The 23,114-nt window shown below is 50.7% G+C and carries 24 protein-coding genes; 17 read left to right on the top strand and 7 right to left on the bottom strand.

Annotation, left to right across the window (positions count from 1 at the left end; all coding sequences use genetic code 11):
- Positions 1-161 precede the first annotated feature (161 nt).
- Both H6750_10215 and H6750_10210 read left to right on the top strand, forming a co-directional pair.
- Complete coding sequence (locus tag H6750_10215; GenBank protein MCB9774683.1) at positions 162-1,691, top strand: hypothetical protein; 1,530 nt, start codon at positions 162-164, stop codon at positions 1,689-1,691.
- On the top strand, positions 1,603-3,453 hold the full coding sequence (locus tag H6750_10210; protein MCB9774682.1) for an FG-GAP repeat protein: 1,851 nt from the start codon (positions 1,603-1,605) through the stop codon (positions 3,451-3,453). The genes H6750_10215 and H6750_10210 overlap by 89 nt, the downstream gene beginning before the upstream one ends.
- A 644-nt stretch (positions 3,454-4,097) precedes the next feature.
- Here the strand turns inward: H6750_10210 and H6750_10205 are convergent.
- The gene (locus tag H6750_10205; GenBank protein ID MCB9774681.1) at positions 4,098-4,538 is read right to left on the bottom strand and encodes an STAS domain-containing protein; all 441 of its coding nucleotides are present in this window, start codon (positions 4,536-4,538) and stop codon (positions 4,098-4,100) included.
- Positions 4,539-5,250: 712 nt separating this feature from the next.
- Between H6750_10205 and H6750_10200 the strand changes: the two genes are divergently transcribed.
- Positions 5,251-5,985: an EAL domain-containing protein gene (locus tag H6750_10200; protein MCB9774680.1), complete on the top strand. Its 735-nt coding sequence runs from the start codon at positions 5,251-5,253 to the stop codon at positions 5,983-5,985.
- A 455-nt stretch (positions 5,986-6,440) separates the two neighbouring features.
- Here the strand turns inward: H6750_10200 and H6750_10195 are convergent, their stop codons facing one another.
- Together H6750_10195 and H6750_10190 are read right to left on the bottom strand one after the other, a co-directional pair.
- Positions 6,441-7,067 carry a hypothetical protein gene (locus H6750_10195; protein MCB9774679.1) on the bottom strand — a complete coding sequence of 209 codons (627 nt, stop codon included), beginning with the start codon at positions 7,065-7,067 and terminating at the stop codon, positions 6,441-6,443.
- 118 nt (positions 7,068-7,185) lie between these two features.
- Complete coding sequence (locus H6750_10190) at positions 7,186-8,628, bottom strand: hypothetical protein (GenBank protein MCB9774678.1); 1,443 nt, start codon at positions 8,626-8,628, stop codon at positions 7,186-7,188.
- A gap of 488 nt (positions 8,629-9,116) precedes the next feature.
- On the opposite strand from H6750_10190, the gene H6750_10185 reads away from it, so the two are divergent.
- The gene (locus H6750_10185) at positions 9,117-9,980 is read left to right on the top strand and encodes a DsbA family protein (GenBank protein ID MCB9774677.1); all 864 of its coding nucleotides are present in this window, start codon (positions 9,117-9,119) and stop codon (positions 9,978-9,980) included.
- A gap of 312 nt (positions 9,981-10,292) precedes the next feature.
- On the opposite strand, the gene H6750_10180 is transcribed toward H6750_10185, so the two are convergent.
- Positions 10,293-10,505: a DUF814 domain-containing protein gene (locus H6750_10180; protein ID MCB9774676.1), complete on the bottom strand. Its 213-nt coding sequence runs from the start codon at positions 10,503-10,505 to the stop codon at positions 10,293-10,295.
- Positions 10,506-10,641: 136 nt separating this feature from the next.
- Between H6750_10180 and H6750_10175 the strand changes: the two genes are divergently transcribed.
- Positions 10,642-11,169, top strand: a complete 528-nt coding sequence (locus H6750_10175; protein ID MCB9774675.1) for a Uma2 family endonuclease — start codon at positions 10,642-10,644, stop codon at positions 11,167-11,169.
- Between the two features lie 144 nt (positions 11,170-11,313).
- On the opposite strand, the gene H6750_10170 is transcribed toward H6750_10175, so the two are convergent.
- Together H6750_10170 and H6750_10165 are read right to left on the bottom strand one after the other, a co-directional pair.
- Entirely contained in the window at positions 11,314-12,843 is a 1,530-nt protein-coding gene (locus H6750_10170; protein MCB9774674.1) for an NFACT family protein, read from the bottom strand.
- Positions 12,844-12,989: 146 nt separating this feature from the next.
- A complete protein-coding gene (locus tag H6750_10165) occupies positions 12,990-13,847 on the bottom strand; it encodes a class I SAM-dependent methyltransferase (GenBank protein MCB9774673.1) in 858 nt (285 codons plus the stop codon).
- Positions 13,848-14,206: 359 nt separating this feature from the next.
- On the opposite strand from H6750_10165, the gene H6750_10160 reads away from it, so the two are divergent.
- The 11 genes from H6750_10160 to H6750_10110 all read left to right on the top strand — a co-directional run bounded on the left by H6750_10160 (position 14,207) and on the right by H6750_10110 (position 22,017).
- Positions 14,207-14,566 (top strand): sulfite exporter TauE/SafE family protein, encoded by a 360-nt coding sequence (locus tag H6750_10160; protein MCB9774672.1) that lies wholly within the window; start codon positions 14,207-14,209, stop codon positions 14,564-14,566.
- 114 nt (positions 14,567-14,680) lie between these two features.
- Positions 14,681-15,301: a MarC family protein gene (locus H6750_10155; protein MCB9774671.1), complete on the top strand. Its 621-nt coding sequence runs from the start codon at positions 14,681-14,683 to the stop codon at positions 15,299-15,301.
- A gap of 141 nt (positions 15,302-15,442) precedes the next feature.
- Positions 15,443-15,784: a hypothetical protein gene (locus H6750_10150; protein MCB9774670.1), complete on the top strand. Its 342-nt coding sequence runs from the start codon at positions 15,443-15,445 to the stop codon at positions 15,782-15,784.
- A 193-nt stretch (positions 15,785-15,977) separates the two neighbouring features.
- Positions 15,978-16,310 carry a cupredoxin domain-containing protein gene (locus H6750_10145; GenBank protein ID MCB9774669.1) on the top strand — a complete coding sequence of 111 codons (333 nt, stop codon included), beginning with the start codon at positions 15,978-15,980 and terminating at the stop codon, positions 16,308-16,310.
- Positions 16,311-16,390: 80 nt separating this feature from the next.
- On the top strand, positions 16,391-17,542 hold the full coding sequence (locus tag H6750_10140; GenBank protein MCB9774668.1) for an NAD(P)H-dependent oxidoreductase: 1,152 nt from the start codon (positions 16,391-16,393) through the stop codon (positions 17,540-17,542).
- 465 nt (positions 17,543-18,007) lie between these two features.
- On the top strand, positions 18,008-18,919 hold the full coding sequence (locus H6750_10135) for a hypothetical protein (GenBank protein ID MCB9774667.1): 912 nt from the start codon (positions 18,008-18,010) through the stop codon (positions 18,917-18,919).
- Between the two features lie 116 nt (positions 18,920-19,035).
- Positions 19,036-19,743 carry a hypothetical protein gene (locus H6750_10130; protein ID MCB9774666.1) on the top strand — a complete coding sequence of 236 codons (708 nt, stop codon included), beginning with the start codon at positions 19,036-19,038 and terminating at the stop codon, positions 19,741-19,743.
- A gap of 102 nt (positions 19,744-19,845) precedes the next feature.
- Positions 19,846-20,052, top strand: a complete 207-nt coding sequence (locus H6750_10125; GenBank protein ID MCB9774665.1) for a hypothetical protein — start codon at positions 19,846-19,848, stop codon at positions 20,050-20,052.
- Entirely contained in the window at positions 20,049-20,477 is a 429-nt protein-coding gene (locus H6750_10120; GenBank protein ID MCB9774664.1) for a hypothetical protein, read from the top strand. The genes H6750_10125 and H6750_10120 overlap by 4 nt, the downstream gene beginning before the upstream one ends.
- A 37-nt stretch (positions 20,478-20,514) precedes the next feature.
- Positions 20,515-21,228 carry a hypothetical protein gene (locus H6750_10115; protein ID MCB9774663.1) on the top strand — a complete coding sequence of 238 codons (714 nt, stop codon included), beginning with the start codon at positions 20,515-20,517 and terminating at the stop codon, positions 21,226-21,228.
- A 24-nt stretch (positions 21,229-21,252) separates the two neighbouring features.
- Positions 21,253-22,017, top strand: a complete 765-nt coding sequence (locus H6750_10110) for a hypothetical protein (GenBank protein ID MCB9774662.1) — start codon at positions 21,253-21,255, stop codon at positions 22,015-22,017.
- Positions 22,018-22,050: 33 nt separating this feature from the next.
- Here the strand turns inward: H6750_10110 and H6750_10105 are convergent, their stop codons facing one another.
- Positions 22,051-22,266, bottom strand: a complete 216-nt coding sequence (locus H6750_10105; protein MCB9774661.1) for a hypothetical protein — start codon at positions 22,264-22,266, stop codon at positions 22,051-22,053.
- Between the two features lie 61 nt (positions 22,267-22,327).
- Between H6750_10105 and H6750_10100 the strand changes: the two genes are divergently transcribed.
- A complete protein-coding gene (locus H6750_10100) occupies positions 22,328-23,056 on the top strand; it encodes a hypothetical protein (protein MCB9774660.1) in 729 nt (242 codons plus the stop codon).
- Positions 23,057-23,114: the final 58 nt, after the last annotated feature.

The following is a 23,114-nucleotide window of genomic DNA, read 5'->3' as shown; positions in this document are numbered from 1 at the left end:
TGGTTATAGTGACGATTTTCTGTACGAGTAATATAGCATTAGGTGAAGTTTTGCTTGACTATTCAGCCGATACACTGCCACCTCCACCTTGGCAATTCGTAAATAACGGATCAGGAGGAATTTCACAAGATACAGTTTTTGTTCAAGACGGTGTGCTACACATGATTGATGAAGACCCATCATCACTTTCGTTTGGCTACCTTCGCCGGTTACCATTTGATCCTGGCCAAATAATTGAAGTCGAATTTCGTGCTCGTGTTCTATCGGGCGAGAGTCCATCCGATGAGCGGGCGCCCTTCTCAGTCTGGTTGTACAATGGACTTGTTCGTGCAGATTTGAGCGTTGGACCTGATTCTATTACCTCTCTTGGGCCACCTTCTAACCGACTCCTGATTAATAAACCCATTGATGGAGACAACTGGCACGTCTATCGATACCGGGTTACTTCTCGCGGCATAGAGTGGTGGGTAGATGGCACGTCAATCGGGACCGCAACGGTGGACATGCTCATCCCTCACTATACAGATAGTGATCTACGTATCAATATGTTTATCGCCGGGGTCGCGACTGTTGAATTGGATTTCCTTGAGGTGACTGTCACCGTGGATCCCATCCCGCCAATGAACCAACCGCCAACGGTTGATGCGGGGTCACCACAAACGGTCGCCCTTCCCAACAATGCCCAGCTTGAAGGTACTGTCACCCATGATGGACTACCCGGTCCCACCGTTACCGCCACCTGGACGAAAGTAAGTGGGTCGGGCAGCGTGACATTTAACAATCCCAACAGCGCTTATACCACGGCCAGTTTTAGTGCTACTGGGACATATGTGTTGCGTCTCACCGGTGATGATGGGGAACTGAGTGCGAGTGCTGATGTGACGATTACCGTCATTCCCCCTCGTCCCCCGATTCCGTTGGCATTGGCATTGCGTGATAGAGGTCTACATGATGCCGATGGCATTCCAGGGGGCGCCACAGTGCGGTTGATATACGATGAGGACCGAAATATCACCTGGTTAGGAGATGCCAACTTTGGGGCAGGGTCAGCTTTTGATGATGGAGCCAACACAACCGATGGCGGGATGTCCTGGCAAAATGCGGTCAATTGGGCGGCCAGCCTGACGGTGGGTGGCTTTTCCAATTGGCGACTACCGACCACTTCCCAGCCCGATCCGTCGTGCGCGATACAAAGCCCTTCGGGGGGTGTCGGCCAATACTGTATAGGCAGTGAGCTGGGACACTTATTTAACGCTGAAATGGGGGGAGTTTGGATTGATATTGATTTTTTGGGCCTCCGGCTATTGCAACGATGGCTTCTACCTTTTACAAACGTCCAGGAGAATGGTGCCAACCATTTTGATACTGGCCCCATCGACGTCTATTGGTCTGGTACGGAAGATTCATTATCGCCCTCCAGCCACGCATGGGGCTTCGCCTGGGGTACCGATAATCAGAATGTGTTTCCGAAGGAGGAAGTATTGGCTCGCTTCGCCTGGGCCGTCCGTGACGGCGATGTGTCACCGGTGCTGAGTGTCCTTTCGCAAGGGCTGATGAGCATCGTCCCGCCGAGTTCTTTTGATGCTGTTGTTGGATTGTTTGATGGGGGGGGGGGTATTTATCCCAGAGGTTGTGTTAGACGGGAAGCCTGGCACCTTCTGGAGCGTGGGACCGGGAAACCGGCAAGATGATGAAATAGTCCTCGCGCTTGGGGGCAATTACCTCGTCAGTGAAATTAGATATCTCCCCTATAGCTGGACAAAGTGTACGCAGTACGAAGTGTATGTGTCGGCGACGAATGGCGACTGGGGAAGCCCCGTGGCATCTGGCACGTGGGCCAACGATATTACGGAGAAGACAGCCAGCTTTCCACCCACGCGAGGGGCTTATATCCGCATTCGTTTTCTGGACAACTACTGCTATGTCGCAGAACTGAATGTCGTGGGAGTGGCCGATGTGGGTAACAGCGGTAACACAGCCCCTTCTGTGAATGCGGGGACAAATCAAACCATCACGCTTCCCAATATAGCCTCTCTTGATGGCACGGTCAGCGATGATGGTCACCCACCTTCTCCTGGTTCCCTCACGACCACATGGAGCAAGGTCAGTGGGCCGGGAACCGTGACCTTTGGCAATGCTTCTTCTGTTGATACCACGGCCAGGTTCAGTGCTCCGGGAATTTATGTCTTGCGCCTCACTGCCAATGATGGCGAACTAACCACGAGTGCAGAAGTCACCATCACCGTCAATCCCGCGCCGCCCCCTCCGCCCATGAATCAAGCCCCGTCGGTCAATGGGGGCACCCCGCAGATCGTGACGTTGCCGAATGCGGCGATTCTTGATGGCACCGTGACGGATGATGGCCTGCCCAAACCCCCCGGCGTGGTCACGACCCTCTGGAGCAAGGTGAGTGGCCCAGGTGTGGTCACCTTCGGCAATCCCGCAGCAGTGGATACTACCGGGAGTTTTACGCTCCCTGGGACCTATGTCTTGCGGCTAACCGCCACGGACGGGGCACTCTCTACGAGTGCGGATGTCATTATTACGGTCAACAATCAGAGTGGCAGAAGACAGAGCAGTGATGTGAATGGAGACGGGAAGGCCGACCTGGTCTGGCGCAATAGTAATGGTGCCACGGCCATCTGGTTCATGAACGGAACAGCGATTGCCTCCGCTGGCTTCCCCGGTGGAGTGCCGTTAGCGTGGCAGATCGCAGGGGTGGGCGATGTGAATGGTGATGGCAAGGCGGATGTCATTTGGCGCAATAGCACCAGTGGCACCGTGGCTATTTGGCTGATGAACGGGGTGACCATTACCTCTGTGGGCTTTCCCGGCAGTGCACCACCGGCGTGGGGCATTCAGGCCGTCGGGGATGTTAACGGTGATGGCAAAGCCGACATCGTGTGGCGCAATACCAGTTCAGGCGCCGTGTCGGTGTGGTTCATGAATGGGGCGACTATCACGTCGGCGGGGTTTCCCCCCGGGGTCTCGTTGGCCTGGCAGGTGGCGGGGGTGGGTGATGTGAACGGTGATGGGAAGGCTGATGTCATTTGGCGCAGGGGCAGCAGTGGGACAGTGGCGATATGGCTCATGAATGGGTTGACGATCACCTCGGTGGGCTTTCCGGGCACCACCTCCGTGGCTTGGAAGATTGAGGGGGTGGGCGATACCAATGGTGATGGCAAGGCTGACCTGATTTGGAAGAATGACACGAGCGGCGTGGTGGTCATCTGGCTGATGAATGGAGCCACCATTGCCTCCTCTGGCGTATTGGGCGGCCTCGGCTCGTCGTGGAAGATTGCGCAGGTCGGGGATGTCGATGGGAACGGCAAGGCCGATCTTGTCTGGCGCAACAGCCTGCTCAGTGCCGTAGAGGTGTGGATCATGAATGGCTTAACCATCACCACTATGGGCTCACCTGGGGCCGTCTCCACCGACTGGGAGATTCAATAGGCAGCAGGCCTTATCTCTTTTCAATAGGTTTCACATGAGGCTGACTTCTTACGGGGTTGGACATTTGATTTTTTCGGCAACCTTGAACCGAGCGCATTCTGTGTCCCGTTGGTGAGCACGTGCGTCGACGGTCCAGCACGGTGGCCTCTTTTGGAGTCCTGTCGTGGGAGGCTGTGGTTAAAAATAGGCAATAATGCTTTTACGCGGCATTGATTGGCGGGGAATAAACCCATTGGAGGTAGGGCGCTTTGGCAGAGTTTTGATGGAAAAGTTGGTCACGGTTTTAGTCACGATTTAGGATGGACCCCAATCTCAGTTGATCACACTCGAAAATGGTCAATCGCCTTGTCAGTCAAATGGATTATCACTCCTGGTCTTACTTATTCATTCTCTAGGGTGATCGTCCAAGTTTGCCTTTTTAAGGCGAGGGTCGTGAGTCTAAATAAAAACCTCGAACTCAGTGTTTTACGAGGATGGACCTCAAATGTTTAGCAATCCATTCCTGCTTGTCTCTGCCCAGCTCTACAAAATGGTCAATCAGGGGCGGATTCCCTCTGTGAATCGGCGGGGGGTTAAAATTTAATCTGCCCCAAGGAGACCGATGGGTTCAGGATCAAACCGTCATGCCCATGGCCAGGAGGTCGTTAGGAAGAAATGGAATTGGGGGTAGGATGGTGACTGATGGCTTCAGGAACAGAAGAATAGATCGAAATGAGTTCCGTCAAATGAAGAGATTCCATCGTATTGCGGACCATGGGGGACGGGGCCACGATACTGAGGCGCACCTGATTGATATGCAAAGCGTGGTACCAGGTAAAAAGGTTGCCTACTCCTCCAAGGTCCATGGTGGCCACGTTGGAAAGATTGAGGATGACGTGGCGGCAGGTTCCTTGTTGGGCCTCCTCAATGAATTTTTCAAGCCTCAGGGTTTGAAGGGCATCCAGGTGTCCAGAAAGAGTCAATACTCTAGTGGTAGGATGGTTGGCACTATCGAAGTCCTGCATAAGAGGTTTATCGGCAACAAAGAGCGGAGAGTGAAGCATTTTTGTGTGAAAAGACAAATCATGGATGGAAGGAGCGGGCATATTTTGTTTCGCAGAACAGGATTATTGCGTTAAACCACAAACAGTAGGTGTGGGGTGGTAGAATCCCCGGATTGTGGGGACGGGCTAGTAGATCGTGTCATTATCCCCTCCTGTCGAATTTCTTAATACGGAAGGGGAGGCACGATGACCAGGAAACGGCCGCCGAACTAGGGATTAGCTAGCCTCCTCCCTCCCTTGTTTTGGTGGATCAAATTAACACACATTTTCAATGAAAAATCTCCCTTTTGTGATGGCAATTGGAGAGGCAGTTAGACCGTACCACTGTAGGCAATACGAAACGACAATGAACGACTAAACGCCTTGTCAGTATTGACGTTTCTGTGGAACGGTTTGGGCCAGATTGAATGGCGTTGCAATAGATAATCACCTTTGGGAGCAGGATGTCGAAGGTTCAAATCCTCTCGCTCCGACCAAATATTCCGTTAAGACCTCTTCTCCTCGTATCACCCCTCCCAATTTTTTATCAGCAAGCTGGGCGCCTGGCGCTGAGTTGGATAGACGAGTTTGAACAACCCAGGCGTTGTGTTTGTATGACTCCTCTAACTTTACCCGTATATTGGGGACGAGAGAGATCGCTCTCTCGCCGTGGGCTAGCTAATTGAGGTAGGATGATATTGTTCTGACTTGATATGCCGTGATTTCATCATCTACTGGATCATGAGGGTACACTCACAAAAAACGCTCGTTAGTCATGTCTACTATTTCTACTCATACCGTTCGGTCTTCCATTTTCGCTAAGTATCAACCGATCATCGATCTCACCACCAATCGTATCGTTGGCTGTGAAGCCCTTGCCCGGTGGCGAGCGGATAATGGACCTGAGATCAGTATAGAACCCGTCATTGACGAATTCGAATCGCAGGAAGACTTAGCCTTAGAGTTAACCACCTGTATGTTTGCCTGTCTTAAAGCGGATTTAGGCACTCTGCTGCTCGAGCATCCCACGTTTTCAGTGAGCGTGAATCTGCCCCCTATTGTGATGGGAAAAAACAAGATCTTGCCGGTGCTGGAAAAATTAGGGTTGATACCCCATCTCCCACAGCTCACCGGGGAAATCACTGAACGGCAAGCACTCAATGAGAAAGGCCGGGATGCCATCCGCCTGGCTCGGCAATTGGGTGCCAGAGTGGCTATTGATGACTTCGGCACCGGGCATTCAGGGCTGCAACAACTCATTGACCTGGAAGTGGATATCCTTAAAATTGATCAATCCTTTATTCAGCAGTTGGGAAACAATGTCGCGGCAGAACGCCTGGTGCGTGGGATTGCAGCCTTGGCCACTGTTCTCAAGGTGGATATTGTTGCCGAGGGCATTGAGACCCCGGAACAAGCGGAATTTCTTCGGGCTATTGGGATCGAAAAAGGACAAGGATGGTTGTGGGCGAAAGCCCTTGACGCCAATGAATTGTACGAGTGGCTGGACTAGCGCTGCCACGTGTCATGTACATTCATCAGCAAAAAAGAATCGTTTTTCCCTTAACTGTCTGAATTGATTCCTTGAATGTTCTACTCGCTGCCTCTTGACGCCAAGTCGACAGGATCCTCCTCATGATTTCCTGTTTAGGAAATTTACTCGCCTAACAGTCATGTGTTGAAAGGTTGTTGTGTGGCAGGATCAAATTTGGGCACGTGGCTTTTTCACTGCCATGTGTTGCCCCATGTGGCGGATGATGGACTCTATCATCGGGGAAGGCTCACCCGGCTCAACGTCCTGAAAGGACCATTCTAAACGGTTCAGTCGAAAATTCGTGGCTAGTCATCGTAAGGCAGAGTTTCGGCTTAGGTATGATAGCCGGATCCTGTCCCTCAGATAGGGCCAGGTGATCTTCAGGTGAATAATCTCTCTATGGTTGTGAGATTGGCCGAACCCCCAATTGTTATCTAATTATTTTCAAATATCGGCGGGGAGGCCTCCATGTCGGTTTTTCTCCAGTTGAAAAAGAAAAATGCCGTATAGACAGTTTGCGTCACCGATCCTACCTGCGGCTCGGTTGAGAGCACAAAACGTCCGGATGCTCTTTCGAAAATATCAAAATAAAATCGCACATAGCCCTGGCTCTGCACGCGTTTATAGAATGCCAATTCGGGTGTGGCTATGGGAAATATCGTTGCCTGGGTGGCCGGTAGCCCCAACAACCTCGCGTTTTGGGTTGTCCCGATAGACTCAACGATTAAATGCACACGGTACGTCGCATCCTCTTCCTCTTCCCGAATGATCACTCCCTGTTTTCCTAGCCAACCGGCAACGACCTGCCTCATATGCTGATTGATGACATCGCCGTTTAAACTCTGGTCCACCCTCAGATCTGAAGCGGTCAGGAGTATGGATGCACCCTTGAGAATGCTCACATCATAATTCTTCAGGCCTTTGTTGATCGCTGAGCTGAATAACAATTGCTCGGTGGGTGTCAGGGGATCCGTAGCCTTCTTTGAGGGTATGGCGCAGCCGGATACACTCAAAATCAGCCAACAAATCATGATCCATCGCACGTTCTTTATTCGGGTCATCTGCTTTACTTCCTCATTCTTAGAGTGATGGGCCAACTCCGATTTTTCTAAACCGGAGGCGTTTGGCAGAGGCCAGAGATTCGATAGTTTTTGGTGTAGGGAGCATAACAAAGAATGCCTAAGGTGCCCCACAGAGGGTATTATTGATAACGCATTGGGTCATAATGCCGGCTCCTGTTTGTTCGGCATTAAGGTTCACGATCGCCCCATTTGTCTGGGCGTTGATATTATTGCATCCACAGATTTGACTGGCACAGCAACTACATCCGGCCAGCGCCTCGACCAACGTGATTTCTGTCAAGCCATTCATATTCTGGATGCCGCTGCAGGCCTCTTCCAATAACTGTGCCTCGGTTTGATGGTCCGGCGGAGGGCCGTCCTGTCCGATACCCACCGTGGTGCAGAGTGTCGCATCGCAGGAATAGCCTAACTGAATGTCGGGATCATTGGGATTATTTGCGTTGCTTGATCCATAATAACCGCAGACGCTTTGACAAAGCGCCCCATCAAACTCAATGTTGTAGTCTTTTCCTGCTTCATACAGAGGGCAACCACTATCCCCTGGTAAATCAGGTATGCAGGGGAGGTCGGAAAGGATGATAGGGCCACCGGCAGGGTTATACGCTGCCGACCAGACATTGTCGCCTCGACCATGCCGCTTTTGGGTACGGGAGGGGGTGGTGACGGGAGGCGGGTCGTTGGCGTTGCAACTTTGGTCTCCTTGACCAATTTGGAACGGTCCATCATAGACCGGGCATTTGCACTCCACGAGGTTACGGCCAGCCGCATCCTGTAAGCCCGTGCGGTAGCAAGGCGCTGTCATGCAACCCGCATAGACCCCCTGATCCTCTCTATCTGTACACTCTGTCGAAGTGTCTTCTCCCATGCTGACGTAATTGGGTTTATACCGTTCTGAATACACGGATATCAGGTCGGCGCCGGGAACCAGTAAATTGGTATTGATCGCTTCACATACCGGTGGAATTCTTCTGCTATTCAAACATTCCGCTCCTTGTTCTCCGCAAGCTTCAACCGTCTCCTGATAGATATCCAGATTGGAAATGGCATGAATATCCACAAGGTAAGGCATCTTAGGAGATACCTCGTCAGTAGATATTTCGAAACACGTGCAATAGGCCAATGTTCCATCCGGGGAAAGCGTGCAGGGCAAAGACGGGTTTTCATCACTATTCCCTGTCGGGGCATCTGGGCCTGAGTAATAGCACAGGGCATAAGAAAAAGGTCTGCCTGATGGCGGAGTACATTGCAGAAAATTCGCCGTGGACGTCCAGAAATTCGCATAAGCCGGACCAAAATCTGTGGTTTCCTTATCATTGAACGTATACACATCACTGAGTTTCACGCCACGGAGGATCGACTTACTATATCGATGCCCATAGTTGCTAGGATTGGTTTTTGAAGAAAACCCGTCACGGCGATCCCTGTCGCCGGCAAAGAGATCATTGCCAATCGCCGGCATGAAAACCAAAAGCATACTCAAGCCGAAGAGTAAGTGGCCCGCTTCCCGCCAATGCAAGGCTAGACTGGTGATGTGTTTCATGATCAACCTCCATTCAGGACATTTGTAAGCCACAAACTCTGGCGAATCGAAAGGCTTCCGGTCTTTGTGGACCACTTTCTTGATGGTCCCTCTACAGCCTGTATTGCTTTAAACGGATTCGTTGTCTGCGGATCCGATGCGGGCGTCTGTACACCTACCAGGCTTTTCCTGTTGGTCCATTTCCGTTTACTTGCGATTGGTCAAGGCATTTGATGTGATCCTTTCCTCTAATTTCATCTACCTGCTCAAAACAAACCCGAAGATTTTTGATCGGTCGACCGGAAAAGTCAAGAAAATTCTGGTGGAAATCGCTTTCCCGTGGTTGTGCAATCTGTGTTGAACAATGTCATGGAATCCCTCGATCTTCAGCCCGTGATTTGTTACCTTCTCTTTGCGAGCAAGTGTTGATCGATGTGGAGCGTGATGAACCTCGCACGGCAGGCTGCGTGCCGAATGGGCAATTATTTGAAAGTTCTGGAAAGGTGGTCATGAATCGACGAATTCAGGAAATTGAAAAACCGGAGAACAGACCAGGAGGAAATTGCCGACTCCTCTCAGGACTGATCGGCCTGCTGGTGTGTGTAGGTGTGCTCTTGATCAACCCTGGATCGGGCCGGGCCGTTGTTGAAGAAGATGTCCGGGCCCTTCGCGAGGATATGGAGCAGGTGAAGAAAGATCTTGCTGAAATCAAGAGTATCCTTCAGAGTGCGACAAAACGGCAAAGACCGGAGAAAAGTACAGGCACGGTGGGTGTGACCGGGGGTGCGGTTCTGGGGGAAGTCGATGCGCCGGTCACGATCGTGGAATTCTCAGACTATCAATGCCCTTTTTGTCGACGGTATTCGTTAACGGTATTTCCTGTACTTAAACGTGAGTATATCGATACAGGAAAAGTTCGGTATGTATTCAGAGATTTTCCTTTGACCAGTATTCATCAACAGGCAGAAAAGGCTCATGAAAGCGCCCACTGCGCAGGGGAATCCAATAAGTACTGGGAGATGCATGATATGTTGTTTGAAAAGCAGGATGATCTCATGGTTTCCTCGTTGAAACACTATGCGCAGGAACTCGGACTGAATTCCGCGACGTTCGAGGAATGCTTAGATAGCGGGAAATACCAAGTGGCTATTCAGAGGGACATTGATGAGGGCGGCGCTGCCGGGATTAGAGGAACCCCATCCTTCTTTGTCGGAAAAAGTGGTTCTGGAGATTCTATAACCGGTACGATCATCCGTGGTGCCCAACCGCTGGTGAAATTTCAAACCATCATCGATCAGCTCCTGAATGATCATGCGTCGGACGCTGGCCCCCCCTCTGTATCCAGTGAAGGTTCCCCTGCTTTTGTTCCTTGAGCCACTAATGGACGACATTCGCCACATTCATCCGCTCGTGAATTTACTCCCCCAGTAACCAACTCACCTAATTCGTTTTCAATAACGCCAGATCCCGTCGTCTAGTCAGTTACCGCATCGGCATCCTCATTTAATTTTTACCAACCAATGAACATCCTATTTGGTGCCGCCTTTCAACCGATTCAATCGGTCTTCTTTTACTTCAATCCAGAGCGACTTCTCCCTCTCCACCGTCACGGAACCAGGTTTGAAGCCTTTGCCTTTCCTGACGAATTTCCGTAACGTGTAAAACACTTCGCCTTTCCCGCTCTTTCACAAGTCACTAAACCACAGGGTCAACGTCGCCGCATCCTTTAATGTCTCCGGAGGCACCGTAGCCCCTTTTTCCAACCGGACAACCACGTGCGAACCCGGTGTCCCTCGCGCATGAAGCCAGAGATCATCCGGATTGGCGACCTTCAATGTTAGATGATCATTATCCTTTGCCGTTTTCCCAACTAAAATAGGAAGCCCATCGGCAGACATATACGTTCGGTAGCAGAAAGTAGTCTTCCATATTCTAAACCCCGTCCTTAAAAGGATTTAAGAGGGAACGTTAAGGTAGTAATTGGCTTTTTATGCGGTCTTAGATTCATTGACAGGATGAAAGGAGATTCCTAAAATGAACCAAATGTCGAATATTGCCACTGTTCTCTCATCAGAAGAATTATCTCAGGTTTGGGCTGACCTCGCGCAGAATGATCAGCTTCCAGATTGGTATGAGCTCACCGAACATGGAGAACTGATCATGAGTCCAAAGCCAAGCAACCGTCGCCAGGTTATTTGCGCAGAGATTGCCTATCAACTGCGCGCACAGCTTGGCGGGAAAGCGGTCCCTGAGGTTGCGGTCCTCACCACATCAGCAGGCATTCGGGTACCTGATATTGTCTGGATGCCTGAAGAAAAGTGGCAGGTCGTGACCATCGAAGAGGGATTAGTTCGTGCTCCGGATTTCATCGTTGAGGTCCTATCACCTGGAAATCGGCAGGTCGAAATCAACTATAAAGTCCAAGTCTATCTTGCTTCTGGCATTCAGGAAGTTCTCGTGGTTGGACTCAACGGATCTCTCGAATTCTATCGTCAAGATGGGGTTCATACGAACTCGTCCTTCAACGTCAAGCTCTCGCTTCCTTCGCACTTCTTTCAATAATCCAGGAACATCAGATTGTAACTTCCTGAGTTAGAATCCGAGTGGGTATAGCCCGGATTTTCAGGAATAGCTCGACTCCTTTCCTTTGAGCCCCATTCCTGTTTCTTCATAATGCATCTAACGTGAGCAGACTGAGGGCTGGTTTTAGGAAGGGAGACCTTTGAGGCGTTGTAATCGGTCTTCTTTGAGTTCAATCCAGATCGACTTTTCCCTTTCGACCGTCACGGCGCCGGGTTTGAAGCCTTTGGCTTTCTTCACAAACTTTCGGAGTGTATAGATCACTTCGCCTTTCCCGCTTTTCCGCAAATCACTAAACCACAGGGTCAACGTCGCCGCATCCTTTAATGTCTCTGGAGGTACCGTGGCCCCTTTTTCCAACCGGACAACCACGTGCGAACCCGGTGTCCCTCGCGCATGAAGCCAGAGATCATCCGGATTGGCGACCTTCAATGTTAGATGATCATTATCCTTTGCCGTTTTCCCAACTAAAATAGGAAGCCCATCGGCAGAGGTATAGGTCCGGTAGCCCTGGGCTGGAGCCGGTCGGCCTTTGGATGCCCGCGTCCCCTGGGGAATCGAGGGATCTGTTTTTTTCTTCGTTCTTGGTAAACCTTCAGGATCCACAATCCCTTGTTCCAACTGAGCCAATTTCCCCTCCAATCGGGCCACCTCCTTGTGGGCCTCGTTCACACGGGGTTGGAGATGTTCCTGAGCCCCGATGTATTTATGATATTTCCGAAAGTAATCTTCCATATTCCATACCCCATCTTTAGCGGGGTCAAGAGGGAGCGTCAGGGTAGGCAGGGCCGGATCATAATAATCAATTATGGTGATGGTCTCTTGTCCCTTTTTGATCTCATGGAGATGACTCTTCAATAGTTCTCCATACCGGGCATATTCCCGAAACCGCTCGGTCTTTTTGAAATCTTCCTGTAACGCCTGGATTTTTCGTTTGGCATGTTTGAGTGCTTTTCGAACCTGCGACAGTTGCTGTTCAAGGATGGTATCCCGGCCTTCCTCCTCTTCACGCTGCCCATATCGGGTTTCCAGTTCCGACGACACCGGGAACATTTCGCCAAAGGTACCTGTTTCTTGAGTGGCAGCTTCAGAAAGCGGTTCACGAATTTTCCCCTCCCGGGTGATAACAATCTCGTCCTGAGGGACGAGACTATCCATGGCGGAAGGAGGGAGAGCTTCCTGGGAAGACACCGGCCTCAACGTTGGGGGCGTATAGCGCTCTCCCACCTTCACACGGGAATCCCGTAAGGATCTCAAGACCAGTTTTTTCTCATTGAGGACATGCACATTCGCCTGATTGCCGGTCAACGCAATCACCAAAACAGACATCTGCCCGGCTTTTGCTATTGTGATACACACAATCCGGTCTCCCGGCTCTTGGCTGACCTCCGCAATGCGTCCACCCTCCACATGAGAACGCAGAAAGGCACAAAAGGGTGGGGGAGTCGGCGGATTCTCAAACTTTTGAGAAGTCAGATGCAGGCGGGCAAACCGGGGCTCCACGCACACAAGTAAGTGGCTGGTCTGTCCCTGGGCGCGAATATCGAGGGTTAAGGTCAAGTCCCGGGGTTGGTGGATTTTCTGGACGAATCCTCCGACCAGAGCCTTGCGTAATTCCCTGACAATGGACTCACATTCAGAAAGGGAAAGCGCCATAGTTACGTGGTGCCGGCTCGAAAAAGATGGGGGACAAATGAAATGAATATGTCAATTTTTTCGGAAACATCCCCGGCAGCGGTTGTTCCGGTTGCAAAGATTGATCTGGAGATATGAGGTCTTAGATTAAGTTGGAACACCATCCCTTATTCCGGATTCTTTCCGACCACATAGGCAATCCATGAGGGGTCGGAATCACCTTTCTCGACGCGATGATACGTACCGGTCCCTTCATTCGCTTCTGCATCGAGGCCTTCCCAGAGAAAGTGCACGTCTTCAAAACCGGCCTCTTGCAGGAGTTCCGTGACTTCGGGAATCGTCCACAAGCGCCAATCATAGACAAAGGCATTACGAAGCTCACTGCCATCGCGGAAGAGAAAATGAATCCGGGTTGTACAGAAATACGTGGAGGGTTCAAAGACATCCTGATCCCAAACGAAGATGAAATCGCCAATGCCGTCGTCAGCGGGATTGTCGATGTCTCGATGCTCCTCTTGCTCCACCTGCGTTTCGCTGCCTCCCCAGATATCCAGCACAAACAACCCGCCGGGCTGAAGCGACCGCCTGGCATTCCTGAAATATTGTAAAAGAGTCGGACGATCACGGAACACCATATAACTAAAATTCATGGCGACGGTGAGTTGCGAGAGAGGGTGTTGGACGTTCAAGACATTGTCATTCACCAATGTGAGGCGCTGCTGTTGCTGGGGAGTCAGATGAGCAACGTTGTGTTTGATACCCCAATTCAGCGTGGGCCAATCCAAGTCGATGCCCAAGGCATGATTGTCGGGATGCCGGGTCACGAAATGGGAGGATAACAACGCAGTTCCGCAGAAATCCTCCCGAAAATGGCGTAGCGAAGTGTTGGTATATCCCTCGAAATATTCGGTGAGGAACGGTATATCCACTTCAGGGCTTTGCACGCTCTTTTGGTAAAGAAGATGGGCATCGGCCAATTGAGCCATTGAAACCGGTTGGGGAGAGTCATATTCAGGAGAAGTCATGAAAGCCTCGTTTCGATTAAGAGAGTGAATTTATTTTGAGATATCGCTTAACGGTGGAGTGGGGTATTATTGAAACTCGAAAACTTTCAAATTACAGCTCGTTGTGTGGGTCAATTTTACGTGAATACGGTGGTTTCTTTCTAGGGATATCGCCCAGGCACGGTTGAATTTCTTGATACGCATTCCATGTGCACCCTTGTTTCCACTTTATCAGAGCCATGGTTACTGGATTGAAGGAAGGCGAAAAGGGGTTTTGCACATCACCTGTTCGAATTGAATACGCAGTTGGCAGCCAACTGCGCAGTTCATTGTTACCGTTGATTCTTTGGTTCCACACAAGATCGAAAAGGAAAGTTTACATGGATGGTACATCGTTAGCTATTATCGCGAGCGGGGTATTTGTGGGTATGGGCGCCGCCTTCACCGGGCTCGGTGGCGGATTCCTGATGGTCCCTCTGCTCTTATTTCTCGGTTTCACCGCACAAAAAGCCGTTGGCACCTCATTCGTCGGAATCCTGGTGATTGCGGTCTCGGCCTTAATTGCCCACGGGAGGATGGCTCATGTGGATTACAAATATGGCCTCCTGCTCGGCCTGGGCGGAATCATTGGGGCACAAATCGGTGCACGCCTTGTTGAAGGTGTCCCCACAGAATTGTTCAAGAAAATCTTTGCGGTCCTGCTCATGGGTTTGGCCATTTATCTCTTTGTGAAGAAGTAAGACTTGATGACCTGTCAAGCAATGGTGCGGAAAGGGTAAGCCTGCGCTTCATTGGCTCTTTGTGTGATAGTCAAAAATTGAAATGTACGTTGAGCACGGAAAAAGGACATTCATATGACTGAGAAGTTTATCCGGGATGCCTTGATCTTGTGGACCACAATAGACCCGATCGGGACATTGGCCATTTTTACCGCGATTACCAGTAAATTGGACCAAAAGCAGCGCAAAAAAACCGCATGGAAAGCCATCTTATACAGCGCAGCCATACTCCTGGGGGCGATTGTCATCGGTCAGGTTCTGCTTTCAGCCATGGGCATCCGGCTCCTGTCTTTGCAAGTGGCCGGAGGAGTCATCCTGTTTTTATTCGGTCTTCAAATGGTTTTTGGAAGCGGGGTCACCAGCAACCAGACGACCGAGGAGCCCGGCCACGATATCGCCGTCTTTCCGCTAGCCGTGCCGTCTATCGCGACTCCGGGGGCGATATTGGCTGTCATCCTGTTAACGGATAACCATGTGTATTCCATTCCTACCCAAGCGACCACAGCGGCCATTCTTTTAAGCATACTGGCCGTAACACTGGTCTGTATGCTCGCAGCCACTCCCATACTCAAGGTGATCGGGATGAACGGGGCTTCGATATTGGTTCGGGTCATGGGAATGATTCTAGCTGCGTTATCGACTGAATTCGTCATGGAGGCCTTACGTATCCCGCAGTGGATGGGTGCCCCACCGTAACTCTGCGCGTCCCTCCCGATTCTGTTTTTGGACGTCTCATAAGCTTCATCGCCATGTCTTTGACAAATGGCTACATTTTCAGCATATTGCTATTGGGACTTCGTTCGACCCAACTGATCTTTATTGTTGTGAGGCATTTCTATGGCAACATGGCTTATTCCGGCACTGAAAGCCGTTCTTCCACATATCGGAACAATTATTTCGGCCACCGCACCCGCATTTACTAAAAAAGGCGCTGCTCCTACCACGGATCAAGCACATCTATTGCAACAACAGATCAGCGAATTACAAGCAGCTGCCTCCCAAAATGCCACACATGTCAAAGAACTCGCCGAACAATTGCAACGCACCGTTGCGGCCATCGAACAGGCCGCCTCAGTGGCCACATCCAATCAGCAGCGCACCTTGAAACTTAGCCTTGCGGCGATTGCCTTATCCACTATCTCCATTTGTGCCGTGCTCGTAGATGTTCTCTTTCTATAAGACTGCACCAGTCCCTCAAAAGTATCGGCCATGTCACTAAACCATGATGGAGTTCGGAGGGTTGCGATCATTTTTGCTACCCTTTTGAGCTTTGGTAACATGTGAGTACAAAGGCGACAATTCTGCCACTTCACAAAAAGGAGATAGAATTCTGAAAAAGATTCATTTTATCATCTGTATAAGTTTGTTTTTGATGAGCAACCTTTTGGTAGCGGCTGAATTAATAAATGAACCAATCCGGATGGAACATTTCCCTCCCTATTATTATCCGCATGAAGCCGTCGTCTGGGCCGATGTTCCCATTCAATGGATTAATGCGACCGCATCTCCTCATACCGTCCAGCATGATGATTGTGGAACAGAAAAACCGTGTCTGTTTGATTCCGGGAAGGTCGCACCCGGAAAGACGTATACCCTCCCAGGGCTACCCCCTGGCCGCTATTCATACCACTGTCAAATCCATCCGATTATGGGCGGAACGTTAATCGTAGAGGATCCGAAAGGCAGAGCTGCTCCTCCGCAATAGGATTGCACGCTCTCTCCAGTTGTTGACCATGACATTTTTACTGTAAAAAATGGACGGGATAATCTAACCGAGGAGCTCGCATGCCCGATGAAACCTGGGTCGATGTCGGTGGTGCAGACGAGTTGAAACATCAGCCGGTGCAGCAAGTGCTGATCGGACGAACACCAGTGGCGTTAACTTACTGCAATGAGCAGTTCGGAGCGATCAATGGCGCGTGCAACCATGTGGGCGGGCCGTTGGGTGAAGGCACATTGGAGGGAGAGTACGTCGTCTGTCCCTGGCATTATTGGAAGTTTCATTATCAGACCGGTAAAGGGGAGCCCGGGTATGAAGAAGATGCAGTGCCGGCCTATGACGTGAAAGTAAAGAACGGGCGGGTCTTGATTCGATCCACGCCGATTTCGAAACGAACGCGTCAAGCACATGAACCCCATCCGCTTGCTCGACCTCCCCGCAGGGAGGACGGTCCGATCCGGGTTCTGGGACTTTCCACGACGGTCATGACGCCTGGTCATCCGCGCTACAGTACTTCAGATGATTTGCTTGAAGTCGGGCTGACGCATGCCTCGGACAATTTAGAATGTGAAACGCGGTTGTTGCGTCTTCGGGATCTGTCCTTTCGCCCCTGTGAAGGTTTTTATTCCAAATCATCACGGGCTTGTACCTGGCCCTGTTCGATTACGCAGATGGATCCCCAAGATGAGATGGACCAGGTCTACGAAGGGCTGGTCCATTGGGCTGATGTCCTGGTACTGGCCACTCCCATTCGATGGGGGGCCGCAAGCAGCCTTTATTTCAAGATGGTTGAGCGGATGAACTGCATTCAGAATCAAGAAACGATTTCAGATACCCATCTGCTTCAGAATAAAGTCGGCGGGTTTATCATTACCGGCGGGCAGGATAATATTCAGGCCGTGGCCGGGCAACTACTCGGATTTTTCGCCGAAATCGGTGTGCAGTTTCCGCAGTTTCCCTACATTGCCCATTCCCGGGGATGGAGTGCGGAGGACATGCAAAATAATATGCGCTATGTGCAGAAGTCCCGATCACTCCGGGAGGGCGCGATGGCCTTGGTAGAACGCTGCGTTCAAATGGCCCGCCTCCTGGTACACGGAGATTTGGGGGAATGCCGCACGGCGAGAGGCGGGCGAAAAGCTCACGAGCTAGATACCAGGGCTCAGCTGCATGGTTTTACAGACGCTGAAAAAAATCCAGCGGTCAAGCCGGAATAAGTTCTAGCTAGGATGACAGCCCTTCTCGTCAATGCTGAACTCTGGCCTATCCCTATCTTCTAATTATTTGACAACATGCAACCCTCCGATTGTTTTTTATCGCAAGGTATCTCAGCTTTTATGAGATATCAAATATGCCGTTGACGCATGCATTAGTGCGGTGAAGTTGAATGCCTACGCCGTTCGCACACTAATCCCACGAGTTTTTTTCAGTGGGGTCCGCTGTTGCCAGAATTCTGATACAAGCCTTTCATTTGGTGGAGATTTGGGATGAAACACGAATCCGGCTCCGTTTACAGTTATCCACACTGGCATGACTGCCTAAAGGCATAACCGTTGCATTAGTTGGATTATACGCTTGTTTTAATTCTGAACTTTTTTGTCAGGATTCATTGGGTAATATTTAAAGTTTGGTTTCAACGCTTTATAATAGGAACCCATTCGTTCCGACGAGAATTTTTTCCCATGTATGCGTCCCAATCCCTCCATACGCCTCTTGATCAATTGTTCAGTTTTTATCGCAAACAGGTGGTGGTCTCTCTGAAGCCGTTAGTGCTGGAGTATTATCCCGACCTGTTTAACCAACGGCAGGATGAATACCGGAAGATGATGGAATTGAGTGCCAAAATGACTGTTGTGGGCCATGCCTGTGCGGAGATTGCCGGGTTCCCCTATGATGCGCGTCGGCAAATGATCGGCAGTTTGTTCGGCGGATGTTGTTTTCTTGCGGATAGCTTTATTGATGACTTTGGATTGGATGTTGCCAATTCCTATATTGATCGGATGGACGATCTGTTGACCAAGGGCTGGTTTGAAATTCAGACGGATCGAGAAAAACTGTTTTATGTGATTATTGCGCGGTTATTTGCTGAACGGGACGTCTTGGATCCTCTCCTTCGGCAAGCCATACTGTTGCTCTTTCAGGCACAAAAACGGGATGTGGCCTTCCGTTCTGATCCGGAGAGCATTCGCTCACGTCCCCGCCGGGAACAATTGCGAATCTTACGGGAAAGCGCCAGGAACCGAAGCGGCCATGCGATTTTAGTTCTCACGGGATTTTTAGTCCCAGCGGTTCCGCTGCATTATGTAAGTATGATCTTTCTCGCAGGCTCCTTGATCATGCATATCGATGATCACGGGGATTGCTATTCAGACTTGCATTATCATCGGTTGACTTACCTCAATCAGGTTGCCGACCCCGAACGCACTCTTCGTCGGATCTTTCAAGGGCATATTGCCCGTTTGCGGCAGGGGCTACCGGAAGGCTCAGGGCGGGATTTGCTGATTGCCTTTTTGACCAAATATTTTGCAACCCGTCTCAAAAAGCATCGTCTGCAAAAAACGCATCGAGAGTTGGCCTGGGCGGTCTATGATTAAGCTCCCAGGCGGTATCACCTCGACTGTGATGGAAGTGGTGTCTCCGGTTGATCCTATTTTCAGGGAGGCACAGGTGCATAAAAGAGGAGGCCCGGTGGTCAGGCGCACAGAGAAATATGGGACGTTCTCCTGAGGATACAACAGGAACCACAGAAGTGTATTGGGGTGATATGTTTGCGATTGCCCTTCAGGAGCTGCGGTCTCAAGGAAAGGTCAGCGATGCGCGCCCCCTGTTACGTATTGATGGCCAAGCCGAAGCAGCCATGGCCCCGTATCAATTCGATCCGGTTTATGGGAAACTTCATCGCCGGGAATGTTCGAATATTGCTGACGATTCCCGGTCGGCGCTTTTTGCCAGATGGAGCATGGGAAGAGATGAACAGTTCCTGGCCTGTTCCCATTGCCGTCCGCACCCCTATCCTCATGGCCGGGAATCACAGGACGTAACGTTGGATATTTTATTTGGTGTGATCTCCATTCTGGATCAGTTCGGAAGTGTTTTGCGGGAACGTGGCAAAGAATATCGCACTTCCAGCGACGGACAGGAACTTGAACGAAAACTTGAAAATTTATATCAAAACCTTGATCGACAACAAAAAGACACGCTTGAAGTGATGTTGCATTCTATGGATCAGATGGTGAAATTCCTGCGCGAGGCGGATAGAAACCTAAGTCAGGTGCACGACAAGCCGGTTAATGGTCACGTGCAGACGAATGGTCACGGACTGGCGAAAAAGAAGGCCAATGGGACCGGAACGATGAAAGCCGGGAATGGAAACGGCAAGCGTCCGGTGCGTCGCCAGGATTCAAGGAAGTCGAAATAATCAAGGGTGAGAATGGCCACGTCAAATTCAGGAGAAGCAAGGTATTGAAGGGAACGCCCTTATTTGGGCACCCCGGTTTCATTTTTTACCAAAGGTGATAGAATGGCGGCCAATATGGTCCTTCGAATTAAACTCGGTCCCTTTGTCTCGTTTGAGATTGAAGGGGAGAACTGTGAAGAAATTTGTCAATCCTTGAAGGGGTTTGAAAAATTGAATGAACGGATTGATGCGATGTGTAGTGATCTGGCCGAGCGGGTCTATCCGGATGGGATGACGGCTCAGCAAACGGGACAGGAGGAGGCAACGTGAATTTCAAGGGGCACCTGGGTATGGAGAGTTGCCCGGATTTTTCTGTCCAGGCCAAAACCGAACCAATCGCCTTTGCCACGAAGGCCAAAGGATCGTTGGTGGCACAGGTGAGTTCAATCTCGGTACGGGTAGGGGAGATCCCGATCAACCTGTCGATTCCCTTTCTTCGGCGTGCGGGTGGAATCCATACGGTGGCTTCGATTGGCAGTTTTGGGATTAAACTTTCTCCATTTACTGTCGCTGTTGAAGGGGCCAATGTGCAATTAGCCGGGGTCCTGGGCACAAAAGGTATCACCACGCAACTGGAGGGGAAGGTTGGATGTAAATCAAAGTTAAGTTTCAATGGCAAGCTGTTCGGGAAGATTGCCAATTGCTCCGTTGATCTCCCGGACGATGATTTTGAGGAACACGTCGACACGATGTAGCTGTCAGCGTGAGAATGTGATTGAGAAAGGTCTGACCGTGTCAGTTCATCCTGCACCATGCCGTCACTCCCATTCGACTTACCAGGTCTACCATCAGGTCGTCTGTCAGCATCAAATCGAAGTGGAGGTCTGGCCGGCCAGCGCTGAAGTGTATTTTCGCGATGAACGATATGCCGATCCTGTGAATACCCAGGTCCGGTTTCACGCTTCGGTGTATAACGGGATGAGCAGCAAGGTGAATTGGGCTGTTCAGGATCCTGCAGGAAATCCCGGGGCTGGTTCGATTGATCCAACCGGCTTATATCTTGCTCCACCGAAAGGCAGTCTTTCTCACGGGACAACCGACATCATTATTGCCACAGCGGCAGAAAGCCCTTTTCGGAAAGCCTATGCCTTTGTCACGTTGATGGGAAATGGACCAGAGCCGCTTCCTCAACCAATTCTTGAAGTTTTCCCCAAACAGGCGTATCTCTATTACCCTCAAGGTCATGATAACGCCTATATCGATCAGAGCAACACCCAACAATTATTTCGGGCGACCATTCGGCACAGTTCAGGAACGGCTGTTCAGTGGCTTGTGGATTCTGTGGTTCAGAGCGGGGCGGGCACTGTTCCCTGGTTTCTTTATCAGCTTACAGGGTCTGGCGCTTCCAAAGTTGTGACGATTTCAGCCCGACTACAAACCCAGCCGGCCATTATCGATGAGGCCAAGGCGATTCACCTAAACTATAGCTGGCCAGGACTTGTGTAGCATCCGCCAAGGAAGGGCATCCATATGGGCGACATAAAAATTAAAGAAGCAAAAAATCTCGATAAATTGCGGATCAGTGAACTGAGTAATGTTGATCCGCTTGTGATCAGCGAAGTTCGACAAATTGCCCCGGCCGCCGTTCACATTAAAGAACTGAATCATATTGATCCCCTGACGATTGAATCCCTCCGCATCAATGAAGTTCGCAACCTGGATCCGGTCCGTGTTGAACAGTTCAATGTGACCAACCTGCCAACCGTCAATTTGTCTCTCCGGCAACTCCCTGCGGTTGATATGAATATCCGGCGCTTGCCCCCTGTGTCGATCGGACTTCATCAGGATTTTTGTCTTCCCTCCAGCTACACGTTACGCGCACGGGTTTTAGGAATTGAATTCCTCCGCCTCAATCTGGAGGGACGGACCATGGTTTCCCCAAGGGATAAGGTCAGGCGTGAGCAATCGCGTATTCCCGCGCAAAGCTTTCCTCAGGTGGCGGCAGCCGGCAATCCGGGTATTCCATCTCGATCCGTTCGCAAGGGCTCGCGGGTCGTGGTTACAGGATCACCTTGTCAGCCCATGCCTTCGTCTCATCAGTCAAAACCCGGGACCTCTGCGGGGCGGCCTATAAGCAGAGAGGGTTTCAGACCTGGAAGTGAGTACGGAGGGGACAGACAAGTCTCTTCGGGTGGATTGAAAGTGGGAAATGTGCCTTCACGAACCTTTCCGATGACTAAGGCCGTGGTTCAGATGGATGTCATGGATAGTGCTGTCAGCAGCGGGGAGAATTAACCTATGTCCTGTGTACATTCGCAATGCTCATACTCAAAGCATGGACATGATGGGGCTACTAGAATGGGCCAGACCACTGGTCAGGCTATTGGCCTGGCCTTCCATCTGGTCGGTGCTGGTGCCCAATTGTTCCGGCAATTCATGCACGGGCTCATCTGGCAGGAGCCACCATGTCCTCACGGATGCGCCTGTACGATGCGTTGTGGGTGTGAACCGGTTGTCCAGCACCATTATTGTGTGCAGTGCCAACCTTCACCCTGTACGTGCCATTCATGTTGTTAATACGCACATTGTCTTTGGAGTCCTGAGCATGAAGTCCGAGAGCAAGGCTACGACCAGTAAAAACAGTAAGAAAAAATCTCCGTCACGGCGATCTTCAACTCAAAGAAAGTCGACAGCCCAAGCGTCTGCTCACGCGGACCAAAACACCAAATCGGAGGATTCGATGTTCGGGCATGGCGATCAAATCGGCACGACGTTTGCGAAAGGATTGGATCTGGCTGAAGCGGGTTTGAGTTTGGGCTTGACCCTCATCAACCGTTTTGGAACGATGATGCAGGAATCCGTGCTGGAGAAATTTTCCGGGGTCATGGACGCCGCCACCGCTTCATCTCAGGAATCCGCTCCCTCGTCCTCCAGATCACATGATTCGACTGTTCCGGGGCCTTCCCCGGAACATCCCGAAGGCATCGAACCCCAGGATCCCGCCTATTACATCGCGAATCGTTTACCACTTAATCCAGGGCAATCTGTGCATGTGTCATTTTCTATTAATAATGATTCGATGGACGCGGCCAAGAACGTCAAGTTGAAGGTCGACGGATTTATCGGATCGACTCAAGGACAGGTATTTCCTTGCAAAGGCTTCACGGTCAGCCCTGGAACGAAAACGATTGAACCGATGGACTTCGAAAAATTTATTTTGAAAGGTGTGATTCCCGCCGGCCTTCCGCCGGACATTTATCATGGACGTATTGTTGTGATGTCCGAACAGGCAATCGAAATCCCGGTGAAATTATTGGTGACGTCGGCAACGTAAAGGGGGAGAAGCTCTCGAATGAGAGTTATTCTTCCCATAGGGATGGTTGACGGGAGAA

The organism is Nitrospiraceae bacterium, from assembly GCA_020632595.1.
Lineage (GTDB): Bacteria > Nitrospirota > Nitrospiria > Nitrospirales > UBA8639 > Nitrospira_E.
Note: the sequence above shows the minus strand (reverse complement) of the source record. Positions and strands in the feature narration are given on the sequence as shown.